The sequence below is a fragment of the Vibrio sp. Hal054 genome (genome assembly GCF_037162405.1).
Lineage (GTDB): Bacteria > Pseudomonadota > Gammaproteobacteria > Enterobacterales > Vibrionaceae > Vibrio > Vibrio diazotrophicus.
On record NZ_JARLUT010000001.1, the window covers coordinates 3,242,279 to 3,261,224 of the forward strand.

Genomic DNA, 18,946 nt, shown 5'->3' on the forward strand with positions numbered 1-18,946 from the left:
TGACCAAGTGTATCACGAGCCCTAAAAATGTGCTCAGGATTGGTATCAGCACACAATGTTAAACACTTGTTTAAAAAATGTATTGAAATTAAACATTCTGCCGTTCAAACTGAAATTACTGGTCACACCAGAAACTAAATACAACAAAAACTCTCACACACAATCCTTCGGTTGTATGTCAAGGAGATAGACAATGATTTACCAAGCCGAAACCCTACAGGTAAAGGAATTAGAGAACGGTATCGCAGAGATAAGCTTCTGCTCACCGCACTCTGTAAACAAACTCGACCTCAACACTCTTAATTCTCTAAACGAGGCTCTTGATGCTCTCCAAACCCATCAAGGTTTAAAAGGTGTTGTGCTCACAACTGATAAAGACTCATTTATTGTCGGTGCCGACATTACTGAGTTTTTAGGACTATTTGCAAAACCAGAAGCAGAGCTAAATACGTGGCTTGTTTTTGCAAACAGCATATTTAACAAGCTGGAAGATTTACCGGTACCAACACTCTCTGCGTTAAGAGGTTTCACTCTTGGCGGCGGATGTGAGTGTGTACTTGCTACCGACTTCCGCATTGGTGATAAAACCACCAGCATCGGTTTGCCAGAAACCAAACTCGGTATTATGCCTGGCTTTGGTGGCACGGTTCGCCTGCCAAGAATCATCGGCGCCGACAGCGCGATGGAAATCATCACTCAAGGTAAAGCGTGTAAAGCTGACGAAGCACTAAAACTAGGCTTACTCGATGCCATTGTTGAAAGCGACAAGCTCGAAGAATCTGCTATCGCGACACTAACCCAAGCCATGAATGAGAAGATTGACTGGCAAGCACGACGTAAGCAAAAAACCTCAGCGCTGACATTAAGCAAGATTGAAGCGATGATGAGCTTTACCATGGCGAAAGGTTTAGTCGCTCAGGTTGCGGGTACTCACTACCCAGCGCCAATGACCGCCGTCAAAACTATCGAACAAACAGCAAACTGCGAGCGCGATGCCGCTTTGGATATTGAGCGTAAACACTTTATCACCCTAGCGAAATCTCAAGAGGCGCAAGCGCTTGTAGGTATCTTCCTGAATGACCAATACATTAAAGGGCTGGCAAAAAAATCTGCGAAATCTGCATCGAAAGATACTCAGCGAGCAGCTGTTCTAGGCGCGGGTATTATGGGTGGTGGTATTGCTTACCAATCCGCTTCAAAAGGCGTTCCGGTTACCATGAAAGACATTGCTCAGTCGTCTCTTGATTTAGGGATGACGGAAGCGTCTAAGTTGCTAAATAAACAACTTGAGCGTGGCAAGATCGATGGCTTTAAGATGGCTTCTGTGATCGCTTCTATTTCACCAACGCTACATTATGCAGGTATAGAGCAATCTGACGTTATTGTGGAAGCTGTGGTTGAGAATCCAAAAGTGAAAGCGGCCGTTCTGAGCGAAGTGGAACAACAAGTTTCAGCAGATACCGTCATCACGTCAAATACCTCGACTATTCCAATTAACTTACTGGCGAAATCGCTTAAGCGCCCAGAAAACTTCTGTGGTATGCACTTCTTCAACCCAGTACACCGTATGCCGCTGGTTGAAATTATCCGTGGTGAACACACATCTGAAGACACCATCAATCGTGTTGTCGCTTACGCTGCGAAAATGGGCAAATCGCCAATCGTGGTTAATGACTGCCCAGGATTCTTCGTAAACCGTGTTTTGTTCCCATACTTTGCGGGCTTTAGCTTATTGATGCGTGATGGCGGTGATTTCACTCACATCGATAAAGTGATGGAACGTCAATTCGGTTGGCCAATGGGTCCTGCCTACTTGTTGGATGTAGTTGGTTTAGATACCGCTCACCATGCACAAGAAGTGATGGCACAAGGCTTCCCTACTCGCATGGCTAAAGAAGGTCCTGACGCGATCAGCGCCCTGTTTGAAGCCCAGAAATACGGTCAGAAAAATGGTAGTGGTTTCTACCAGTACACTGTCGATAAAAAAGGTAAGCCTAAGAAAGCCTTTGATAACAGTGTTCTTACACTGCTTCAAACCGTGTGTTGTGCTTCTACCGAGTTTGATGACCAAACCATTATTGAACGCATGATGATTCCTATGATCAATGAAGTAGTGCTTTGTTTAGAAGAGAACATCATTGCTTCACCTCAGGAAGCTGATATGGCTCTAGTTTATGGCTTAGGTTTCCCTCCATTCCGTGGTGGTGTGTTCCGTTACCTAGATAGTATTGGTCTAAGTACTTACCTAGAAATGGCGAAAAAACATCAGAATTTAGGTGCGGTTTATCAAGTACCTCAACGCCTGATAGATATGGCTGAGAAAGGTGAAACCTTCTACGGTTCACAACAGGCTGGCTCACACCAAACCGTCTCAAAGCAAATCACTTTGGAAAAGGAATAACAAAATGAATAATGTAGTGATTGTTGATTGCCTTCGTACCCCTATGGGACGTTCCAAAGGCGGGGCGTTTCGCCATCAGAGAGCGGAAGATCTGTCAGCTCATTTGATGAAAGGGATTCTGGCTAGAAACCCACAAGTAAACCCACACGACATTGAAGATATCTACTGGGGCTGTGTGCAACAAACCTTAGAGCAAGGCTTCAACGTTGCGCGTAACGCAGCGCTACTGGCAGGCCTGCCAATTGAAATTGGTGCTGTTACAGTTAACCGTCTCTGTGGTTCTTCTATGCAGGCTCTTCACGATGCCACTCGTTCAATCATGGTTGGTGATGCAGAGATCTGCCTAGTAGGTGGTGTTGAGCACATGGGACACGTCCCGATGAACCATGGCGTGGATTTCCACCCAGGGTTATCAAAGAACGTTGCAAAAGCTGCAGGCATGATGGGTTTAACCGCTGAAATGCTGGGCAAAGTACACGGTATTAGCCGTGAACAACAAGATGCGTTTGCCGCACGTTCACACCAAAGAGCGTACGCTGCAACTGTTGAAGGAAGATTCAAAAATGAAATTCTTCCAACAGAAGCTCATGCGGAAGACGGCACTCTATTCACTCTCGATTACGACGAAGTGATCCGCCCAGAAACCACTGTTGAAGGCTTATCTGCTCTTCGACCTGCCTTTGACCCAGTTAATGGTACGGTAACTGCGGGTTCTTCTTCTGCGCTGTCTGACGGTGCATCTGCCATGCTAATCATGAGTGAAGCAAAAGCGCTGGAGTTAGGACTTACTATCCGTGCCAAAGTAAAATCGATGGCGATTGCCGGTTGTGATCCTTCTATCATGGGTTATGGACCTGTTCCTGCTACTCACAAAGCACTGAAACGCGCTGGTCTATCAATGGAAGACATTGATGTGATTGAACTGAACGAAGCGTTTGCTGCTCAGTCTCTACCTTGTGCAAAAGACTTAGGTTTATTGGATAAGATGGATGACAAAGTAAACCTAAATGGTGGTGCAATTGCATTAGGCCACCCATTAGGTTGTTCAGGAACACGGATCTCAACGACGTTGATAAACCTTATGGAAGCAAAACAAGCGAAATACGGCTTGGCAACCATGTGTATTGGTTTAGGCCAAGGTATTGCGACGATTTTCGAACGCCCGTAAATTAGTAAAAAAATAAAAGGCCACCAGCTACGCTGGTGGTTTTAAAGCCAAACAATAATGCCAGCCCACGCTGGCATTATTCTTAATCCGCTTTTAGCCAGTCTCTATGAAGTTGTTCGCTCGAACCTAAATAATTCACCATCCACTCAATCAAACGGTGATTATCATCTTTACGCCATACGAGGCAGCACTGACTTAATGGTTGTTCATCGGGTAATGTTTTTTCTACCAACAAGCCTTCATCGATCAATGGCAGTGCAATATGACGTGGCATATAGCCCACACCAATCCCCTTTTTCAGGCACTCTATAGCGCTATACCAGTTGGGCAATAATAATCGACGCTGTTGAGGATAATGTCCCGTATGTCTTTTAGGTAAAACACTAGAGGTATCATCAAGACAAATCGCTGGAAACTGACTCACAAAGGCTTCACTCAAATCTCGCTGTTGTGCACACGGATGATCAGGAGACATCACAAATGTCCATTTCAACTCGCCCATATCTCGTACCTCGAAGTCTCCGCCAACAGGAACTGCCGAAGTAGCACCAATCACAATATCCGCCCTCTCTTGAGCTATCGCTTCCCATGAACCGTTAAATACTTCCATGTTGATTTGTAGCTCTGCAAATTCAAACTGTTGATAAAAATCTTCCACCAGCGATTTAAGCTTATCGAGTTTCACCACATTATCTAAAGTCAGCTTGAGTGTAGATTGCCAACCATGAGCCGCTCGGCGAGTTTGCGCATTGATCTCCTCCATCTGCCTCAAGAGCAAACGGGCCTGAGCAATAAATAGCTCACCAGCCGGAGTCAGTTCTACTTTACGAGGTAAACGGCGAAAGAGAACCACATCAAGTTCTTGTTCCACTTGCCGAACACCGTAGCTGATGGCTGAAGGAACTTTATGCAACAGCTCAGCCGCCGCGGTAAAACTGCCTAATCGAGCAACTGCATCCAACATTTCCAACGAAGATTTAGAGTACACACATATACCTTTCAAATTTTTTGAACGATAACCAACAATTTTATCGTTTCATTTTCCTAGTAACGAAAAATAGAATAGCACGGTAAATAAATAGGGGTTGGCGCCAACTGATATTCACGGAACATTAATTAAAATATTTGATTGGTTAAAATGAAAATATCAAAATTACAACTCTTCTATCTTGCAACTCTGTCTATGCTCGGCTTTATAGCCACCGATATGTACTTACCGGCCTTTAAAGCGATGGAAATCGACTTTGCTACCGGACCTGAACAAATAGCCTTGTCTCTAACGATATTCTTAGTCGGGATGGCTATCGGTCAATTGATATGGGGCCTTGCCTCAGATAAGTTTGGTCATCGCAATACGCTTGCGGCAGGCTTAGTACTTTTCACCATCGCATCCTTAGGGCTGGCATTCGCCGATCAGGTTTGGCAACTGTTGACTCTGCGCTTTATCCAAGCGATCGGTGTCTGTGCTCCAGCAGTAATCTGGCAAGCCATGGTTATTCAGCGATATTCAAGCCAAAGCCAACAGATTTTTGCCACGATTATGCCGTTAGTCGCACTCTCTCCTGCTCTAGCACCTCAACTGGGAGTGTTGCTAGCAGAAAGCTTTGGCTGGCCGAGTATCTTCGTTGCACTCACTGTCATCGGCATCGCACTTATTACAGCGACAATGGCACAAGATAATAAAAAGGCGGAGATAAAACAGACCAGCATAGCTGCTGATATAAAAGCACTGCTTGCTTCAAAAGCTTATCTTGGCAATGTTCTGATATACGCTACGGCATCAGCAGCCTTCTTCGCTTACCTAACAGGTATGCCGGAAATCATGGCTCAGTTAGGCTATAGCACAAAAGATATCGGCTTAAGCTTCATCCCACAAACAGTTGCCTTCATGCTAGGTGGTTATTTAGGCAAGGTAGCAGTGAAAAAATTTGGCGATGAGAGAGTACTGCGTCATTTGATCGGTTTATTCAGCGTCGCGTCACTGCTGATTTTTATCGCATCACAATGGCAGTTAGAATCCATTTGGCCAATTCTGACGCCATTCTGTTTGATCGCCGTTGCCAATGGTGCTTTGTACCCAATAGTGGTCAATCGAGCCTTAGCTAATGCCAAACAAGCACCAGCGACTGCTGCAGGGTTACAAAACAGTCTACAAATCTGTATCAGCAGCCTTTCTAGTGCTCTGGTTGCCTCAATGGCAAGCCAAGCACAAATGGTCATAGGCATCGCTATTATTATTTGTACGGCAGGATTGTGGTTCGGATTCGTTGTTTCCAATAAACAGCTATCACAACATTTCACAACACCTGATAACTCGCGTGTTGTCAGTGATGAATAATCCGTAAAAAAATAGCCCCCATGATTGGGGGCTATTTTATAACAGAGCACTTAGATTACTTTTTCTTAACTGGACGTTGCCAGCCAGCAATTTTCTTCTCTTTAGCACGAGTGATTACTAACTCACCTTCTGCGACATCTTTCGTTAATGTCGTGCCCGCACCGATTGTTGCACCGTTTGCGATAGTCACAGGAGCCACCAGCTGGCAGTCTGAGCCGACAAACACATCATCACCAATAATGGTTTTGTGCTTGTTCACGCCGTCATAGTTACAAGTAATCACGCCTGCACCGACGTTTACACGCTGACCAATTTCTGCATCACCAATGTAAGTTAAGTGGTTGGCTTTAGAGCCTTCACCGATACGAGCGTTCTTAACTTCCACGAAGTTACCAACATGAGCATCATTACGTAGATCTGCACCAGGACGAAGGCGAGTAAATGGACCCACAGTACAGTCCTCACCCACACTCGCGCCTTCAATCACGCTGTATGGACGAATAACGGTATTGTCATCGATTTCACAGTCTTTCAGGATACAACCCGCACCGATAACCACGTTATCACCGATAGAAACCGTACCTTCGATAATAACGTTAACGTCAATTTCTACGTCCATACCGCATTGCAACTCACCACGCAGATCAAAACGAGCTGGGTCGCGTAGCATTACGCCTTGTTCTAACAGTTTGTTTGCTTGACGAGCTTGGAATGCACGCTCCAAACGAGCCAGTTGAATACGGTCATTTACCCCTTCAACCTCAATTGAGCTCACTGGATGCACAGCTTCAACCGCGCGCCCTTCTTCATGTGCAGCAGCAATAACGTCTGTAAGGTAATATTCGCCCTGAGCATTGTTGTTGTTCAAACCTGACAACCAGCGCTTTAGATCACGACCAGTCGCAACCATCACACCAGTGTTAATCTCTTTGATCAGCTTTTGCTCTTCGGTTGCGTCTTTCTGTTCAACGATCGCCACTACAGGGCCGTTCTTACGTACGATACGTCCGTAACCCGTTGGGTTTTTAAGCACCACGGTTAATAAAGCAATACCATCGTTTGGTTGAGCATCTAACAAACTTTCGAGAGTTTCCTCAGAGATCAATGGAACATCACCGTATAAAACGAGGATCTTCTCATCATCCTGAAATTGCGCTGATGCCTGATCAACCGCATGACCAGTACCCAGTTGCTCCGCTTGCAGCACCCAACTAACCTTTTCTTCAGCCAGCGCATGTTGCATTTGATCACCACCGTGGCCATAAACCAAGTGGATATTCTGAGCGCCTAAGCTATTGCACGTATCGATCACGTGCTTGACCATCGGCTTACCAGCAAGGGTGTGAAGGACTTTTGGCATGTTGGAATTCATGCGAGTACCTTTACCCGCGGCCAAAATTACAGCGCTAAATTTCATGTTGAACCTATTTGTTGAGGTAACGACTGAGGGCATTTTAGCGGCTTACGGGGAGGGTGTTAATTCTTTGTCGTTAATTTCTATTAAAAATAAAGCAAAAAAGGCGACCAATGGTCGCCTTTTCATGAAACGTGTTAATAAAATTAACGACGTTTCTTAGTCAGCTCAATTACTCGTAGCTGAGCAATGGCTTTAGCCAGTTCACTGGCCGCTTGCGCGAAGTCCATATCGCCATGCTGATTCTGAATTTTCTCCTCAGCGCGACGTTTGGCTTCTTGAGCCTTGGCTGTATCTAGATCTTCACCACGAATTGCTGTGTCAGCCAGTACAGTAGCTGTACCCGGTTGAATTTCAACAATACCACCAGAAACATAAATAATTTCTTCGTGGCCGTGTTGTTTCACTATACGCACCATACCAGGCTTAATAGCGGTCAGCAGCGGAGTGTGACCATGGAAAATACCAAGTTCACCTTCGCTACCGGTCACCTGAAACGTTTCAACACGACCTGAGAAAATTTTCTTCTCTGCGCTCACAACGTCTAGATGAAAGGTTATTGCTGCCATATCGCCTCCTAGTTAGCCTTATAGCTTCTTCGCATTCTCGATAGCTTCGTCGATAGTACCGCAGTACATAAACGCTTGCTCTGGAATGTCGTCGTAGTCACCAGCTAGTAGACCTTTAAAGCCACGTAGTGTTTCTTTAAGTGGAACGTATACACCGGGGTCACCAGTAAATACTTCCGCTACGTGGTAAGGCTGAGTTAGGAAACGCTCAATCTTACGTGCACGAGATACAACTTGCTTATCTGATTCAGAAAGCTCGTCCATACCTAGGATCGCAATGATGTCTTTTAGCTCTTTGTAACGCTGAAGCGTTTGCTGAACACCACGCGCAACATCATAGTGCTCTTGACCAACAACCAATGGATCTAGCTGACGTGAAGTCGAATCTAGTGGGTCGATCGCTGGGTATAGACCCATAGCTGCGATGTTACGGTTAAGTACAACTGTTGCATCTAAGTGCGCAAACGTTGTTGCTGGTGATGGGTCAGTCAAGTCATCCGCAGGTACGTATACCGCCTGTACAGACGTGATAGAACCTTGACGAGTTGAAGTGATACGTTCTTGAAGAACACCCATTTCTTCAGCAAGAGTTGGCTGGTAACCTACCGCTGAAGGCATACGACCTAGAAGTGCTGATACTTCAGTACCTGCAAGTGTATAACGATAGATGTTATCGATAAACAACAGTACATCACGGCCTTCATCACGGAAGCGCTCAGCCATTGTTAGACCAGTCAGTGCAACACGTAGACGGTTACCTGGTGGCTCGTTCATCTGACCGTAAACCATTGCTACTTTAGATTTTTCAGGTTCAGCGATATTTACAACGCCTGCTTCCTGCATCTCGTAGTAGAAGTCGTTACCTTCACGAGTACGTTCACCAACACCCGCGAATACTGATAGACCAGAGTGTTGTAGTGCGATGTTGTTGATAAGCTCCATCATGTTAACGGTCTTACCTACACCTGCACCACCGAATAGACCGATTTTACCACCCTTAGCGAATGGACAAATCAAGTCGATTACTTTTACACCTGTTTCTAGAAGAGCTGTCTCGTTTGATTGCTCTTCGTAGCTTGGCGCTGCACGGTGGATAGAGTAAAGCTCTTCCGCACCGATTTCACCACGCTCATCAATCGCATCACCAAGCACGTTCATGATACGACCTAGTGTCTTAGTACCTACTGGTACTGAGATTGGAGCGCCAGTGTTTTCAACTACCAAACCGCGACGTAAACCATCAGAGCTACCCATAACGATTGCGCGAATAACGCCACCGCCAAGCTGCTGTTGAACTTCAAGAACTAGACGCTCTTTAGAATCCACAACATTCAGAGCATCGTAAACACTAGGTACTTCGCTCTGTGGGAACTCTACGTCGACTACCGCACCAATGATCTGTACGATCTTACCTGTAGCCATCGTTAATCCTCTAAACTGTTTGTTTTACCTAAGCTTAAACCGCTGCCGCACCAGAAACGATTTCTGATAGTTCTTGTGTAATCGCAGCCTGACGGGCTTTGTTGTACACAAGTTCTAAATCTTCAATCAAGTTGGTTGCGTTATCAGTTGCAGCCTTCATCGCGATCATTCGAGCCGCTTGCTCACAAGCAAGGTTCTCAACTACACCTTGATAAACCTGAGATTCTACGTAACGCACAAGAAGCGTATCCAGTAGAGGCTTTGGTTCAGGCTCATAGATGTAGTCCCATGAATGCGGACGCTGCATCTCTTCGCTTTCCGATTTAGGCAAAGGTAGCAATTGATCGATCGTTGGTTGCTGAACCATAGTGTTTACAAACTCGTTGTAAACGACATATAAGCGGTCCAATTCACCTTCATCGTATTTTTTCAACATTACGCCAACAGAACCGATCAGGTCTTCCAAGCTAGGTGCATCACCTAGACCAGAAACCTGAGCTACGACTTTTGCGCCACTGTTGTTAAAGAAAGCCGTTGCTTTTGAGCCAATTACCGCTAGCTCAATATCAGCACCTTTTGCTTTCCAAGCTTGCATATCAGTTACAGCTTTTTTGAACACGTTAATGTTCAAGCCGCCACACAAGCCACGATCTGTAGAAACGATGATATAACCAACACGTTTAGCTTCACGCTCTGCTAGGTACGGATGACGGTACTCTAGGTTTGCGTTAGCCACATGACCGATCACTTTACGCATTGTTTCAGCGTATGGACGAGAAGCTTCCATTGCGTCTTGAGAGCGACGCATTTTTGAAGCTGCTACCATTTCCATCGCTTTCGTAATTTTCTGAGTGCTTTTAACACTACCGATTTTATTACGTATCTCTTTTGCGCCGGCCATCGTTACTCTCCATTAGTTGGTGGCAGAATCTGCCACCGACTTATTACCAAGTTTGGGTTGCTTTAAAATCGTCGGTCAGTTTCTTCAACTGAGCTTCGATCTCATCGTTGTAAGCACCCGTCTTGTCGATCTCAGCTGCAAAATCTGCGTACTGAGCGCGAGCATACGATAGTAGAGCCGCCTCAAAATCTAGAACTTTTGACAGTTCTACATCATTTAGGTAACCACGCTCTGCAGCATAGATAGTTAGTGCTTGGTCAAATACTGACATTGGAGCATATTGTTTCTGCTTCATTAGCTCAGTAACTTTTTGACCGTGGTCTAACTGACGCTTAGTCGCTTCATCAAGATCAGAAGAGAACTGAGCGAAAGCCGCTAGTTCGCGGTATGCAGCTAGTGCTGTACGGATACCACCTGATAGTTTCTTGATGATTTTCGTCTGCGCAGCACCACCTACACGAGATACTGAGATACCTGGGTCAACAGCTGGGCGAACACCCGCGTTGAATAGCTCAGTTTGTAGGAAGATCTGACCGTCGGTAATCGAGATTACGTTTGTCGGTACGAATGCTGAAACGTCACCAGCTTGTGTTTCGATGATAGGTAGAGCAGTCAAAGAACCTGTCTTACCTTTCACTTCACCATTAGTGAAACGTTCTACATACACTTCGTTTACACGAGCAGCACGCTCTAGTAGACGAGAGTGGAGGTAGAATACGTCACCTGGGAAAGCTTCACGGCCTGGTGGGCGTTTTAGTAGTAGAGAGATCTGACGGTAAGCAACTGCTTGTTTAGATAGATCATCATAAACAATTAGTGCATCTTCACCGCGATCACGGAAGTATTCACCCATCGCACAACCTGCGTAAGGCGCTAGGTATTGTAGCGCTGCAGATTCAGAAGCAGATGCTACAACAACAATAGTGTTCGCTAGTGCGCCATGCTCTTCTAGTTTGCGTACTACGTTAGCGATAGTCGATGCTTTCTGACCGATTGCTACGTAGATTGAGAAAATACCAGAGTTTTTCTGGTTAATGATTGCATCGATCGCCATTGCTGTTTTACCAGTCTGACGGTCACCGATGATAAGTTCACGCTGACCACGACCGATCGGGATCATTGCGTCAACTGACTTATAACCAGTTTGTACAGGTTGATCTACCGATTTACGGTCGATTACACCCGGTGCAATCACTTCTACAGGCGAAGTTAGTTTTGCTTCGATAGGACCTTTACCATCAATAGGTTCACCTAGTGTGTTCACTACGCGACCTAGAAGTTCTGGACCAACTGGTACTTCAAGAATACGACCAGTACCTGTAACTTTCATGCCTTCCTTAAGGTCAGCATAAGGTCCCATTACAACCGCACCTACTGAGTCACGCTCAAGGTTAAGTGCTAGTGCATAACGGCCACCCGGTAATTCAATCATTTCACCCTGCATCACGTCCGCAAGGCCATGAATACGGATAATACCATCGCTTACCGATACGATAGTACCTTCATTGCGAGCTTCACTAACAACGTTGAAAGATTCAATACGTTGTTTAATTAGATCGCTAATTTCCGTGGAATTAAGTTGCATGCTCCAATCCCCATCAAGATTGCAAGGCATCGCTCAGGCGGTTCAAACGACCACGCGCTGAGTTATCGATGACAAGATCTCCGGCTCGAATTACGACCCCACCAAGTAAGGTCTCATCTACACTGCAATTCAGCTGAACTTTACGTTCTAGACGCTGCTCCAGTTTGCTACTGATATCTGAAAGTTGTTGTTCAGAAAGTTCGGTTGCTGAAATTACTTCAACATCGATATTCTTCTCATACTCTTTCTTAAGAGCAACGAATTGCTCAAAAACATCAGGAATAGCTCTTAAACGGCCATTCTCAGCCATCACCTTAATTAGGTTTTGGCCAAATTCATCAAACTGTTCGCCACAAATTGCGATAAAAATTTCTGCAAGTTTCTCAGCAGAAGCAGAACTGGTTAACAGTTCATGTATTTGCTCGTTATTTGTAACTTCGGCAGCGAAAGCTAACATCTCACTCCACTGAGTTAGTTGTTGCTTTTCTACCGCAAAGTCAAAAGCTGCTTTAGCGTAGGGGCGAGCAATAGTAGTCAAATTAGACATTCGCGCCCCCAGACTTAAAGTTTTGCAGTAATGTTGTCGAGAATATCTTTATGCGCATCTTTATCGATAGAACGCTCAAGAATCTTCTCAGCACCAGCAATTGCCAGAGTTGCAACTTGTTTGCGCAGCTCATCTCGGGCACGATTACGTTCAGCTTCAACTTCAGATTCTGCTTGAGCAAGGATTTTCTGGCGCTCTGCCTGAGCTTCCTCACGTGCTTCATCTAGAATTTGAGCTTTGCGTTTGTTCGCTTGCTCGATGACCTCTGTTGCTGTGCGCTTCGCTTCTTTCAAAGAATCGGAAGCGTTGGCTTGTGCTAGATCTAAGTCTTTTTTTGCACGCTCAGCGGCTTGCAAACCATCAGCAATTTTCTTCTGACGTTCTTCAATCGCTTGCATGATTGGCGGCCATACATACTTCATGCAGAACCACACAAATAGTGCGAAAGACAGAGCTTGACCTAGCAGAGTTGCGTTCATATTCACAACAGCTACCCCTCTATATGGACTTAGTATTAATCAATGGCAAACCTAAAAAAGCTTGCCTCTGGCAAAACGTGATTAACCTAATTGACCAACAAATGGGTTCGCGAATGTAAATAGAAGTGCGATAACGATACCGATCATTGGTACCGCATCCAGTAGACCCGCGATGATGAACATCTTAACTTGTAGCATAGGAGCCATTTCTGGTTGACGAGCTGCACCTTCAAGGAATTTACCACCTAGAAGTGCGAAACCAATCGCTGTACCAAGAGAAGCAAGACCGACGATGATACCTACGGCGATTGCAGAAAAGCTCAGTAAAGTTTCCATTACTATCTCCAATTATAGTTGTTGGCTAATTGTGCCCAAATAAAAGCTATATATTAATGATCACTGTCTTCGTGTGCCATTGACAGATAAACGATAGTCAACATCATAAACACAAAGGACTGAATCAGAATTACAAGAATATGGAAAATAGCCCACGGTAGTGAACCCATCCATTGTAAATACCATGGTAGCATCGCTGCGATAAGAATAAATACAACCTCACCTGCGAACATGTTACCGAATAGACGCATACCAAGTGAAAGAGGTTTAGCTAGTAGCGATACCACTTCAATTAGTAGGTTAAACGGAATCATGGTCCAGTGGTTAAATGGATGTAATGCTAATTCTTTCGCAAAACCGCCTAGGCCTTTCACTTTGATGCTGTAATAAATCATCAGAGCAAATACACCTAGTGCCATAGCCATGGTGATGTTCACATCAGCAGAAGGAACCACTTTCAAGTAAGGGATACCTAGCCAATGCTCTGCTGGATACGGCAAGAAATCAATTGGCACTAAGTCCATGATGTTCATTAGCAATACCCAACAAAAGATAGTCAGTGCCAGCGGTGCTATTAGTGGATTGCGTCCATGGAAGGTGTCTTTGACGTTGGTATCGACAAATTCAACCACTATTTCAACAAAACACTGTAGCTTGCCTGGTACACCCGCTGTTGCCTTCTTCGCTACAGAACGGAAAACCCAAAGGAAAATCAGTCCAGTAAACAAAGAAAAAAACAGGCTATCGATATGTACGTTCCAGAAACTTGTTTCCGACCCAACTAAACCCAGCTTGTATAAAGACAGGTTGGTTAGGTGGTGTTCAATGTATCCGGACGATGTTAGCGCTTCACCTGGCGCAGCCATAACTCATCCTATTTTTTGTTGTTAATGAATAGCACTGGCGCACAGATATTAATACCTAGAGCCAGCAAATAGGTTAGTTTCAGGGGAACAAGTTCCACCTGCATATACATGTAAGCAACAGAGAATAAAACGACTGTAATAAGAATTTTAAGTGCTTCACCAGTGTAAAAAGAGACCGCGATACGCTTTGCAGCGCGAGCTCCACTAAACATAAAAGCACACAGCGCAAAAACTGCATTGGCAAAGACACAGATGCCTCCCCCAACCAGCGCTGAAAATCCCCAATCAGCATTTACAGCAATAGTCATCCCTGCTGCCACAACCATAACCGCGCCAGACTGGATCATTAACAATTGCTTTGCAAGCTCTCGTCCTGGCCTAGCCAACGCAGCTACCATGTATTCGTACCTCTAGTTACATTCCCAACACTCAAAAACGTAATGTTGAGAAATTCGCGAAAATTATACGAAGGCGCAAAACTAATGCAACGTAAATACAATCTTATGTTACATTTTTGTTCGCTAACCAACATTTTTCACACAAAATTCTTTTTTCTCAAAAATGTGACGCAGGCCGATTATGTCACTTAGGCTTGCAGCTTTGCAACCAATTGCTCTAGTTTCTGGGGTTCGTCAAGGCTAATCGTTACCTTAGATTTACCATTTTTGGAACGGACAATTGACACTTTTGCACCTAAGTTTTCACTAAGTTTTTGTGATATTTGTTGTATTTCTACGTCTTCAGGCACATTTTTTTCTTCAGTTGTGTCTGAGAGACATTTTTTCACTAATTGCTCAGTCTGACGCACTGTTAATTGCTTTTTAGCAACTCGCTCTGCAATCTCTTCTTGTTGTTCACCTTCCAGCATTAACAGAGCACGAGCATGCCCCATCTCTAACTGTTTGGTTTCAACTAAACGTTTAACAGCATCAGCTAACTGGTTAAGACGAAGTAGGTTACTGACCGTTGTTCTCGACTTACCTATTACATCTGCGACTTGTTGGTGAGTCAGTTTAAATTCATCTTGTAGACGCTCTAAAGCTTGTGCTTCTTCAATCGCATTAAGATCTTCACGCTGAATATTTTCGATCAACGCCATCGCGATCGCCGCACGATCATCTACAGGCTTGATCAAGCACGGTACTTGCTTCAAACCCGCCTGCCTTGCAGCTCTCCAACGACGCTCACCCGCAATGATTTCGTAGCCACCAGTATTTAATGGACGAACGACAATCGGCTGAATAATACCTTGAGATTGAATGGATGCAGACAGCTCTTCCAAAGCTTCAGGAGACATATCTTTACGGGGCTGGTAAATACCCGGTTTCAAGCTCGCAATCGCGATATCCTGCAGCTCACCGTCAGAAGACAGCTCTTGACTGTGTGTTGCGACTTGTTGCTTTTCACGAGCAAGAGAACTGGTTGCCAATAACGCATCCAGTCCTTTTCCTAAACCACGTTTAGACGACATGTAAACGAATTCCTTTATTCTGTGTTAAGCGATAACTTCTTCGCGACGAAGCATTTCTCCAGCCAAAGCTAAATAAGCTTTAGAACCCGCGGAATACTTATCGTAGTACATGGCTGGTTTACCATGACTAGGCGCTTCAGCGAGACGGACATTACGAGGAATAACGGTACGATAGACTTTGTTACCAAAATGCTTCTTCAACTGATCGGAAACTTCATTGGCCAATCGGTTACGAGGATCATACATGGTTCGAAGTAAGCCTTCGATTTTCAATTTATCGTTCACTACCGCAGCAAGTTTGCTGATGGTATCCATTAACGCAGTTAAACCTTCTAATGCGAAATACTCACATTGCATTGGCACTAACACAGAGTCTGCAGCTGCCATCGCGTTGATTGTAAGGAGGTTTAAAGAAGGAGGACAATCAATAAAGATGAAATCATAGTTATCACGAACTGCTGCTAAAGCGTTCTTTAGACGGACTTCGCGAGCGAAAACTTCCATCAATTTGATTTCTGCAGCAGTGACATCGCCATTGGCAGCGATCAAGTCATAATGTCCGGCAGTGTTGCGGCATACCACGTCTTCAAATGGTGCATCTTCCACTAAGAATTCGTAAACCGTAGCATCGACTTGGTATTTGTCTACACCACTTGCCATTGTGGCGTTGCCCTGAGGGTCAAGATCTATTACCAGAACTTTACGTTTAGTGGCTGCCATAGAAGCAGCTAAATTAACACAAGTTGTTGTTTTTCCTACGCCACCTTTCTGGTTGGCGATCGCTACGATTTTACCCACGGTATGCCTCGCTGTTATCCCTTTCGGGATAAGATTACAAGATGACGCTCGCCTTCTAACTCTGGAACTTTCAAAGCTTTGACATCGGTCACAGAACACCATTCAGGTAACAGGCTTATCTCTTCCTGCGGCAATTGTCCTTTAAGGGCAAAAAACACACCTGAATTAGCTCGCGGTAAGTGCTGGCACCACTCAACCATATCGGACATAGAAGCAAAAGCTCGGCTCAGAACTGCGTCAAATCCGCCTTCCGGATCGAACTCTTCAACACGGCTCTGAACAGCAACAACGTTAACAATACCAAGCTCATGAAGAACTTGCTTAATAAAGCGAATGCGTTTACCTAAGCTATCCAGTAAGACAAATTCCTTTTCTGGATTCATGATAGCCAGAGGAATGCCAGGTAAACCTGGCCCTGTTCCAACGTCAATAAAGCGCTCACCATCAAGGTAAGGGCTTACAACTATGCTATCAAGGATATGTTTCACTAACATATCTGCAGGGTCTCTTACTGATGTAAGATTGTACGCTTTGTTCCACTTATTCAGCAGTCCAACATAACCTAGTAGTTGCTCACGTTGCTTATCTGATACGTCTAAGTCAGTTTTGGCAATTAACGAATCTAATTTAGCGCGTAAATCCATTAAGCTGCCTCTCCTTTCTTGAGCATGCCTTGTTTTTTCAGGTGAACTAACAAGATAGAGATCGCTGCAGGAGTAATACCAGAGATACGTGACGCAATACCAACCGTTTCAGGTTTAGCTGCGTTGAGCTTCAAGACTACCTCGTTCGATAGACCTTTAACTTGCTTGTAATCAAGATCCGCTGGCAATTTAGTATTTTCGTGACGCAAAGACTTCTCGATCTCGTCTTTTTGACGCTCGATATAACCTTCGTACTTAACCTGAATCTCCACTTGTTCAGCAGCTTCTGCATCGTCAAGTGCAGGACCAAACTCAGGAAGAGAAACAAGCGCATCGTAATCCACTTCTGGACGACGAAGTAAATCTTCACCACTCGCTTCACGCGACATTGGCGTTTTGAGCAGTGCGTTCAGAGCATCAATGCCTTTCGAGTTCGGGTTCATCCAAGTCTCTTTTAGGCGCTGACGTTCTTTTTCCATATTGTCGATTTTCTGGTTGAAACGAGCCCAACGCTCATCAGACACTAAACCAAGCTCGCGCGCTTTTTCTGTTAAACGAAGATCAGCGTTGTCTTCACGAAGTAACAAACGGTATTCAGCACGTGATGTGAACATGCGATACGGTTCTTTCGTACCCATGGTCGATAGATCGTCGATCAACACGCCCATGTAGGCTTGATCACGGCGTGGGCTCCAGCCTTCTTTGCCTTGGCTGTACAAGCTTGCGTTTAAACCTGCCATCAGACCTTGTGCGGCAGCTTCTTCGTACCCAGTGGTACCGTTAATTTGTCCTGCGAAGAACAAACCTTGAATAAACTTAGTTTCATAAGTCTGTTTCAAATCACGAGGATCGAAGAAATCGTATTCGATTGCATAACCAGGACGAACGATGTGTGCGTTTTCAAAACCTTTCATTGAACGAACAATTTGAACTTGCACATCAAAAGGTAAGCTGGTGGATATACCGTTTGGATACAGTTCAGTTGTATTTAAACCTTCTGGTTCAATAAAGATTTGGTGGCTGTTTTTATCAGCAAAACGCATCACTTTGTCTTCGATAGACGGACAGTAACGTGGACCAATTCCTTCAATCATACCAGCATACATAGGGCTGCGGTCAAGGTTAGAACGAATCACATCATGTGTCTGCTCGTTGGTATGAGTGATGTAACAAGAAATCTGACGCGGGTGTTGCTCACGTTTGCCCATAAATGAGAAAACAGGCGTTGGATTGTCACCATGCTGAGCTTCCAGCACAGAAAAATCGACACTGTTTGCGTCAATACGTGGTGGCGTACCTGTTTTCAGTCGATCAACTCGGAATGGCAATTCACGTAATCGATCCGCTAAAGCGATCGATGGTGGATCGCCTGCACGACCGCCAGAGAAGTTTTCCATACCAATGTGGATCTTTCCACCAAGGAAGGTACCAACGGTTAACACAACCGCTTTGGAGCGGAATTTAACGCCCATCTGAGTCACAACACCCAGCACTTGATCGTTCTCGACGATAAGATCATCTGCTGCTTGTTGGAAAAGAGTCAGATTTGGTGTGTTTTCCAGTGTGCTGCGAACATAGGCTTTGTATAAAGCTCGGTCAGCTTGCGCGCGAGTTGCACGAACTGCTGGACCTTTAGAAGCATTCAGTGTTCTGAACTGAATACCTGCATGGTCAATAGCTTGCGCCATTAAACCACCCATAGCATCTACTTCTTTAACTAAGTGGCCTTTACCAATGCCACCGATCGCTGGGTTACAAGACATCTGTCCTAGCGTGTCAATATTATGTGTTAGAAGTAACGTACTTTGTCCTGTACGTGCGGCTGCGAGAGCGGCTTCCGTTCCTGCATGACCGCCACCAACCACAATGACGTCAAATGTTTCGTGATAAAGCATGAACGACCTCAGGTATTCAATGAGATTAAGATTAAACAAAAGAGACGTATTCTACCCTCTTTCCTAAGTCTAGAAAATCGCTTTTCTATATTTTCCTCTCACTACCGATAAC

The 18,946-nt window shown here is 44.9% G+C and carries 18 protein-coding genes; 3 read left to right on the top strand and 15 right to left on the bottom strand.

Annotation, left to right across the window (positions count from 1 at the left end):
* Positions 1–193: 193 nt before the first annotated feature.
* Positions 194–2,401 (top strand): fatty acid oxidation complex subunit alpha FadB, encoded by a 2,208-nt coding sequence (gene fadB / locus P4S58_RS15140; RefSeq protein WP_102964067.1) that lies wholly within the window; start codon positions 194–196, stop codon positions 2,399–2,401.
* A gap of 4 nt (positions 2,402–2,405) precedes the next feature.
* The gene (fadA, locus tag P4S58_RS15145; protein ID WP_102964068.1) at positions 2,406–3,569 is read left to right on the top strand and encodes an acetyl-CoA C-acyltransferase FadA; all 1,164 of its coding nucleotides are present in this window, start codon (positions 2,406–2,408) and stop codon (positions 3,567–3,569) included.
* 82 nt (positions 3,570–3,651) lie between these two features.
* Here the strand turns inward: fadA and punR are convergent, their stop codons facing one another.
* Positions 3,652–4,557 (bottom strand): DNA-binding transcriptional activator PunR, encoded by a 906-nt coding sequence (gene punR, locus P4S58_RS15150; RefSeq protein ID WP_102964069.1) that lies wholly within the window; start codon positions 4,555–4,557, stop codon positions 3,652–3,654.
* 150 nt (positions 4,558–4,707) lie between these two features.
* Between punR and punC the strand changes: the two genes are divergently transcribed.
* Positions 4,708–5,907: a purine nucleoside transporter PunC gene (gene punC, locus P4S58_RS15155; RefSeq protein WP_102964070.1), complete on the top strand. Its 1,200-nt coding sequence runs from the start codon at positions 4,708–4,710 to the stop codon at positions 5,905–5,907.
* 55 nt (positions 5,908–5,962) lie between these two features.
* Here the strand turns inward: punC and glmU are convergent, their stop codons facing one another.
* From glmU to mnmG, 14 genes are all read right to left on the bottom strand, one after another.
* Positions 5,963–7,324 (bottom strand): bifunctional UDP-N-acetylglucosamine diphosphorylase/glucosamine-1-phosphate N-acetyltransferase GlmU, encoded by a 1,362-nt coding sequence (glmU, locus tag P4S58_RS15160; protein ID WP_102964071.1) that lies wholly within the window; start codon positions 7,322–7,324, stop codon positions 5,963–5,965.
* A 143-nt stretch (positions 7,325–7,467) separates the two neighbouring features.
* Positions 7,468–7,890: a F0F1 ATP synthase subunit epsilon gene (locus P4S58_RS15165; protein ID WP_042489563.1), complete on the bottom strand. Its 423-nt coding sequence runs from the start codon at positions 7,888–7,890 to the stop codon at positions 7,468–7,470.
* A gap of 18 nt (positions 7,891–7,908) precedes the next feature.
* Positions 7,909–9,312 carry a F0F1 ATP synthase subunit beta gene (gene atpD, locus P4S58_RS15170; protein ID WP_102955605.1) on the bottom strand — a complete coding sequence of 468 codons (1,404 nt, stop codon included), beginning with the start codon at positions 9,310–9,312 and terminating at the stop codon, positions 7,909–7,911.
* A gap of 34 nt (positions 9,313–9,346) precedes the next feature.
* Positions 9,347–10,213: a F0F1 ATP synthase subunit gamma gene (gene atpG, locus P4S58_RS15175; RefSeq protein ID WP_042489558.1), complete on the bottom strand. Its 867-nt coding sequence runs from the start codon at positions 10,211–10,213 to the stop codon at positions 9,347–9,349.
* Positions 10,214–10,256: 43 nt separating this feature from the next.
* Positions 10,257–11,798: a F0F1 ATP synthase subunit alpha gene (gene atpA, locus P4S58_RS15180; RefSeq protein WP_102955604.1), complete on the bottom strand. Its 1,542-nt coding sequence runs from the start codon at positions 11,796–11,798 to the stop codon at positions 10,257–10,259.
* Positions 11,799–11,811: 13 nt separating this feature from the next.
* Positions 11,812–12,345 carry a F0F1 ATP synthase subunit delta gene (gene atpH / locus P4S58_RS15185; RefSeq protein ID WP_042489553.1) on the bottom strand — a complete coding sequence of 178 codons (534 nt, stop codon included), beginning with the start codon at positions 12,343–12,345 and terminating at the stop codon, positions 11,812–11,814.
* 14 nt (positions 12,346–12,359) lie between these two features.
* The gene (atpF, locus tag P4S58_RS15190; protein WP_042489550.1) at positions 12,360–12,830 is read right to left on the bottom strand and encodes a F0F1 ATP synthase subunit B; all 471 of its coding nucleotides are present in this window, start codon (positions 12,828–12,830) and stop codon (positions 12,360–12,362) included.
* A gap of 75 nt (positions 12,831–12,905) precedes the next feature.
* Complete coding sequence (gene atpE / locus P4S58_RS15195; RefSeq protein ID WP_002540812.1) at positions 12,906–13,160, bottom strand: F0F1 ATP synthase subunit C; 255 nt, start codon at positions 13,158–13,160, stop codon at positions 12,906–12,908.
* 53 nt (positions 13,161–13,213) lie between these two features.
* Positions 13,214–14,026: a F0F1 ATP synthase subunit A gene (gene atpB / locus P4S58_RS15200; RefSeq protein ID WP_042489544.1), complete on the bottom strand. Its 813-nt coding sequence runs from the start codon at positions 14,024–14,026 to the stop codon at positions 13,214–13,216.
* 8 nt (positions 14,027–14,034) lie between these two features.
* Positions 14,035–14,424 (bottom strand): F0F1 ATP synthase subunit I, encoded by a 390-nt coding sequence (locus P4S58_RS15205; protein WP_042489541.1) that lies wholly within the window; start codon positions 14,422–14,424, stop codon positions 14,035–14,037.
* 188 nt (positions 14,425–14,612) lie between these two features.
* Entirely contained in the window at positions 14,613–15,497 is an 885-nt protein-coding gene (locus P4S58_RS15210; protein WP_042489539.1) for a ParB/RepB/Spo0J family partition protein, read from the bottom strand.
* Between the two features lie 24 nt (positions 15,498–15,521).
* Positions 15,522–16,295: a ParA family protein gene (locus tag P4S58_RS15215; protein WP_102942790.1), complete on the bottom strand. Its 774-nt coding sequence runs from the start codon at positions 16,293–16,295 to the stop codon at positions 15,522–15,524.
* A gap of 14 nt (positions 16,296–16,309) precedes the next feature.
* Positions 16,310–16,939 (bottom strand): 16S rRNA (guanine(527)-N(7))-methyltransferase RsmG, encoded by a 630-nt coding sequence (gene rsmG, locus P4S58_RS15220; protein WP_102955602.1) that lies wholly within the window; start codon positions 16,937–16,939, stop codon positions 16,310–16,312.
* Positions 16,939–18,834: a tRNA uridine-5-carboxymethylaminomethyl(34) synthesis enzyme MnmG gene (gene mnmG, locus P4S58_RS15225; RefSeq protein WP_337164425.1), complete on the bottom strand. Its 1,896-nt coding sequence runs from the start codon at positions 18,832–18,834 to the stop codon at positions 16,939–16,941. Before mnmG ends, rsmG begins: the two co-directional genes overlap by 1 nt.
* Positions 18,835–18,946 lie beyond the last annotated feature (112 nt).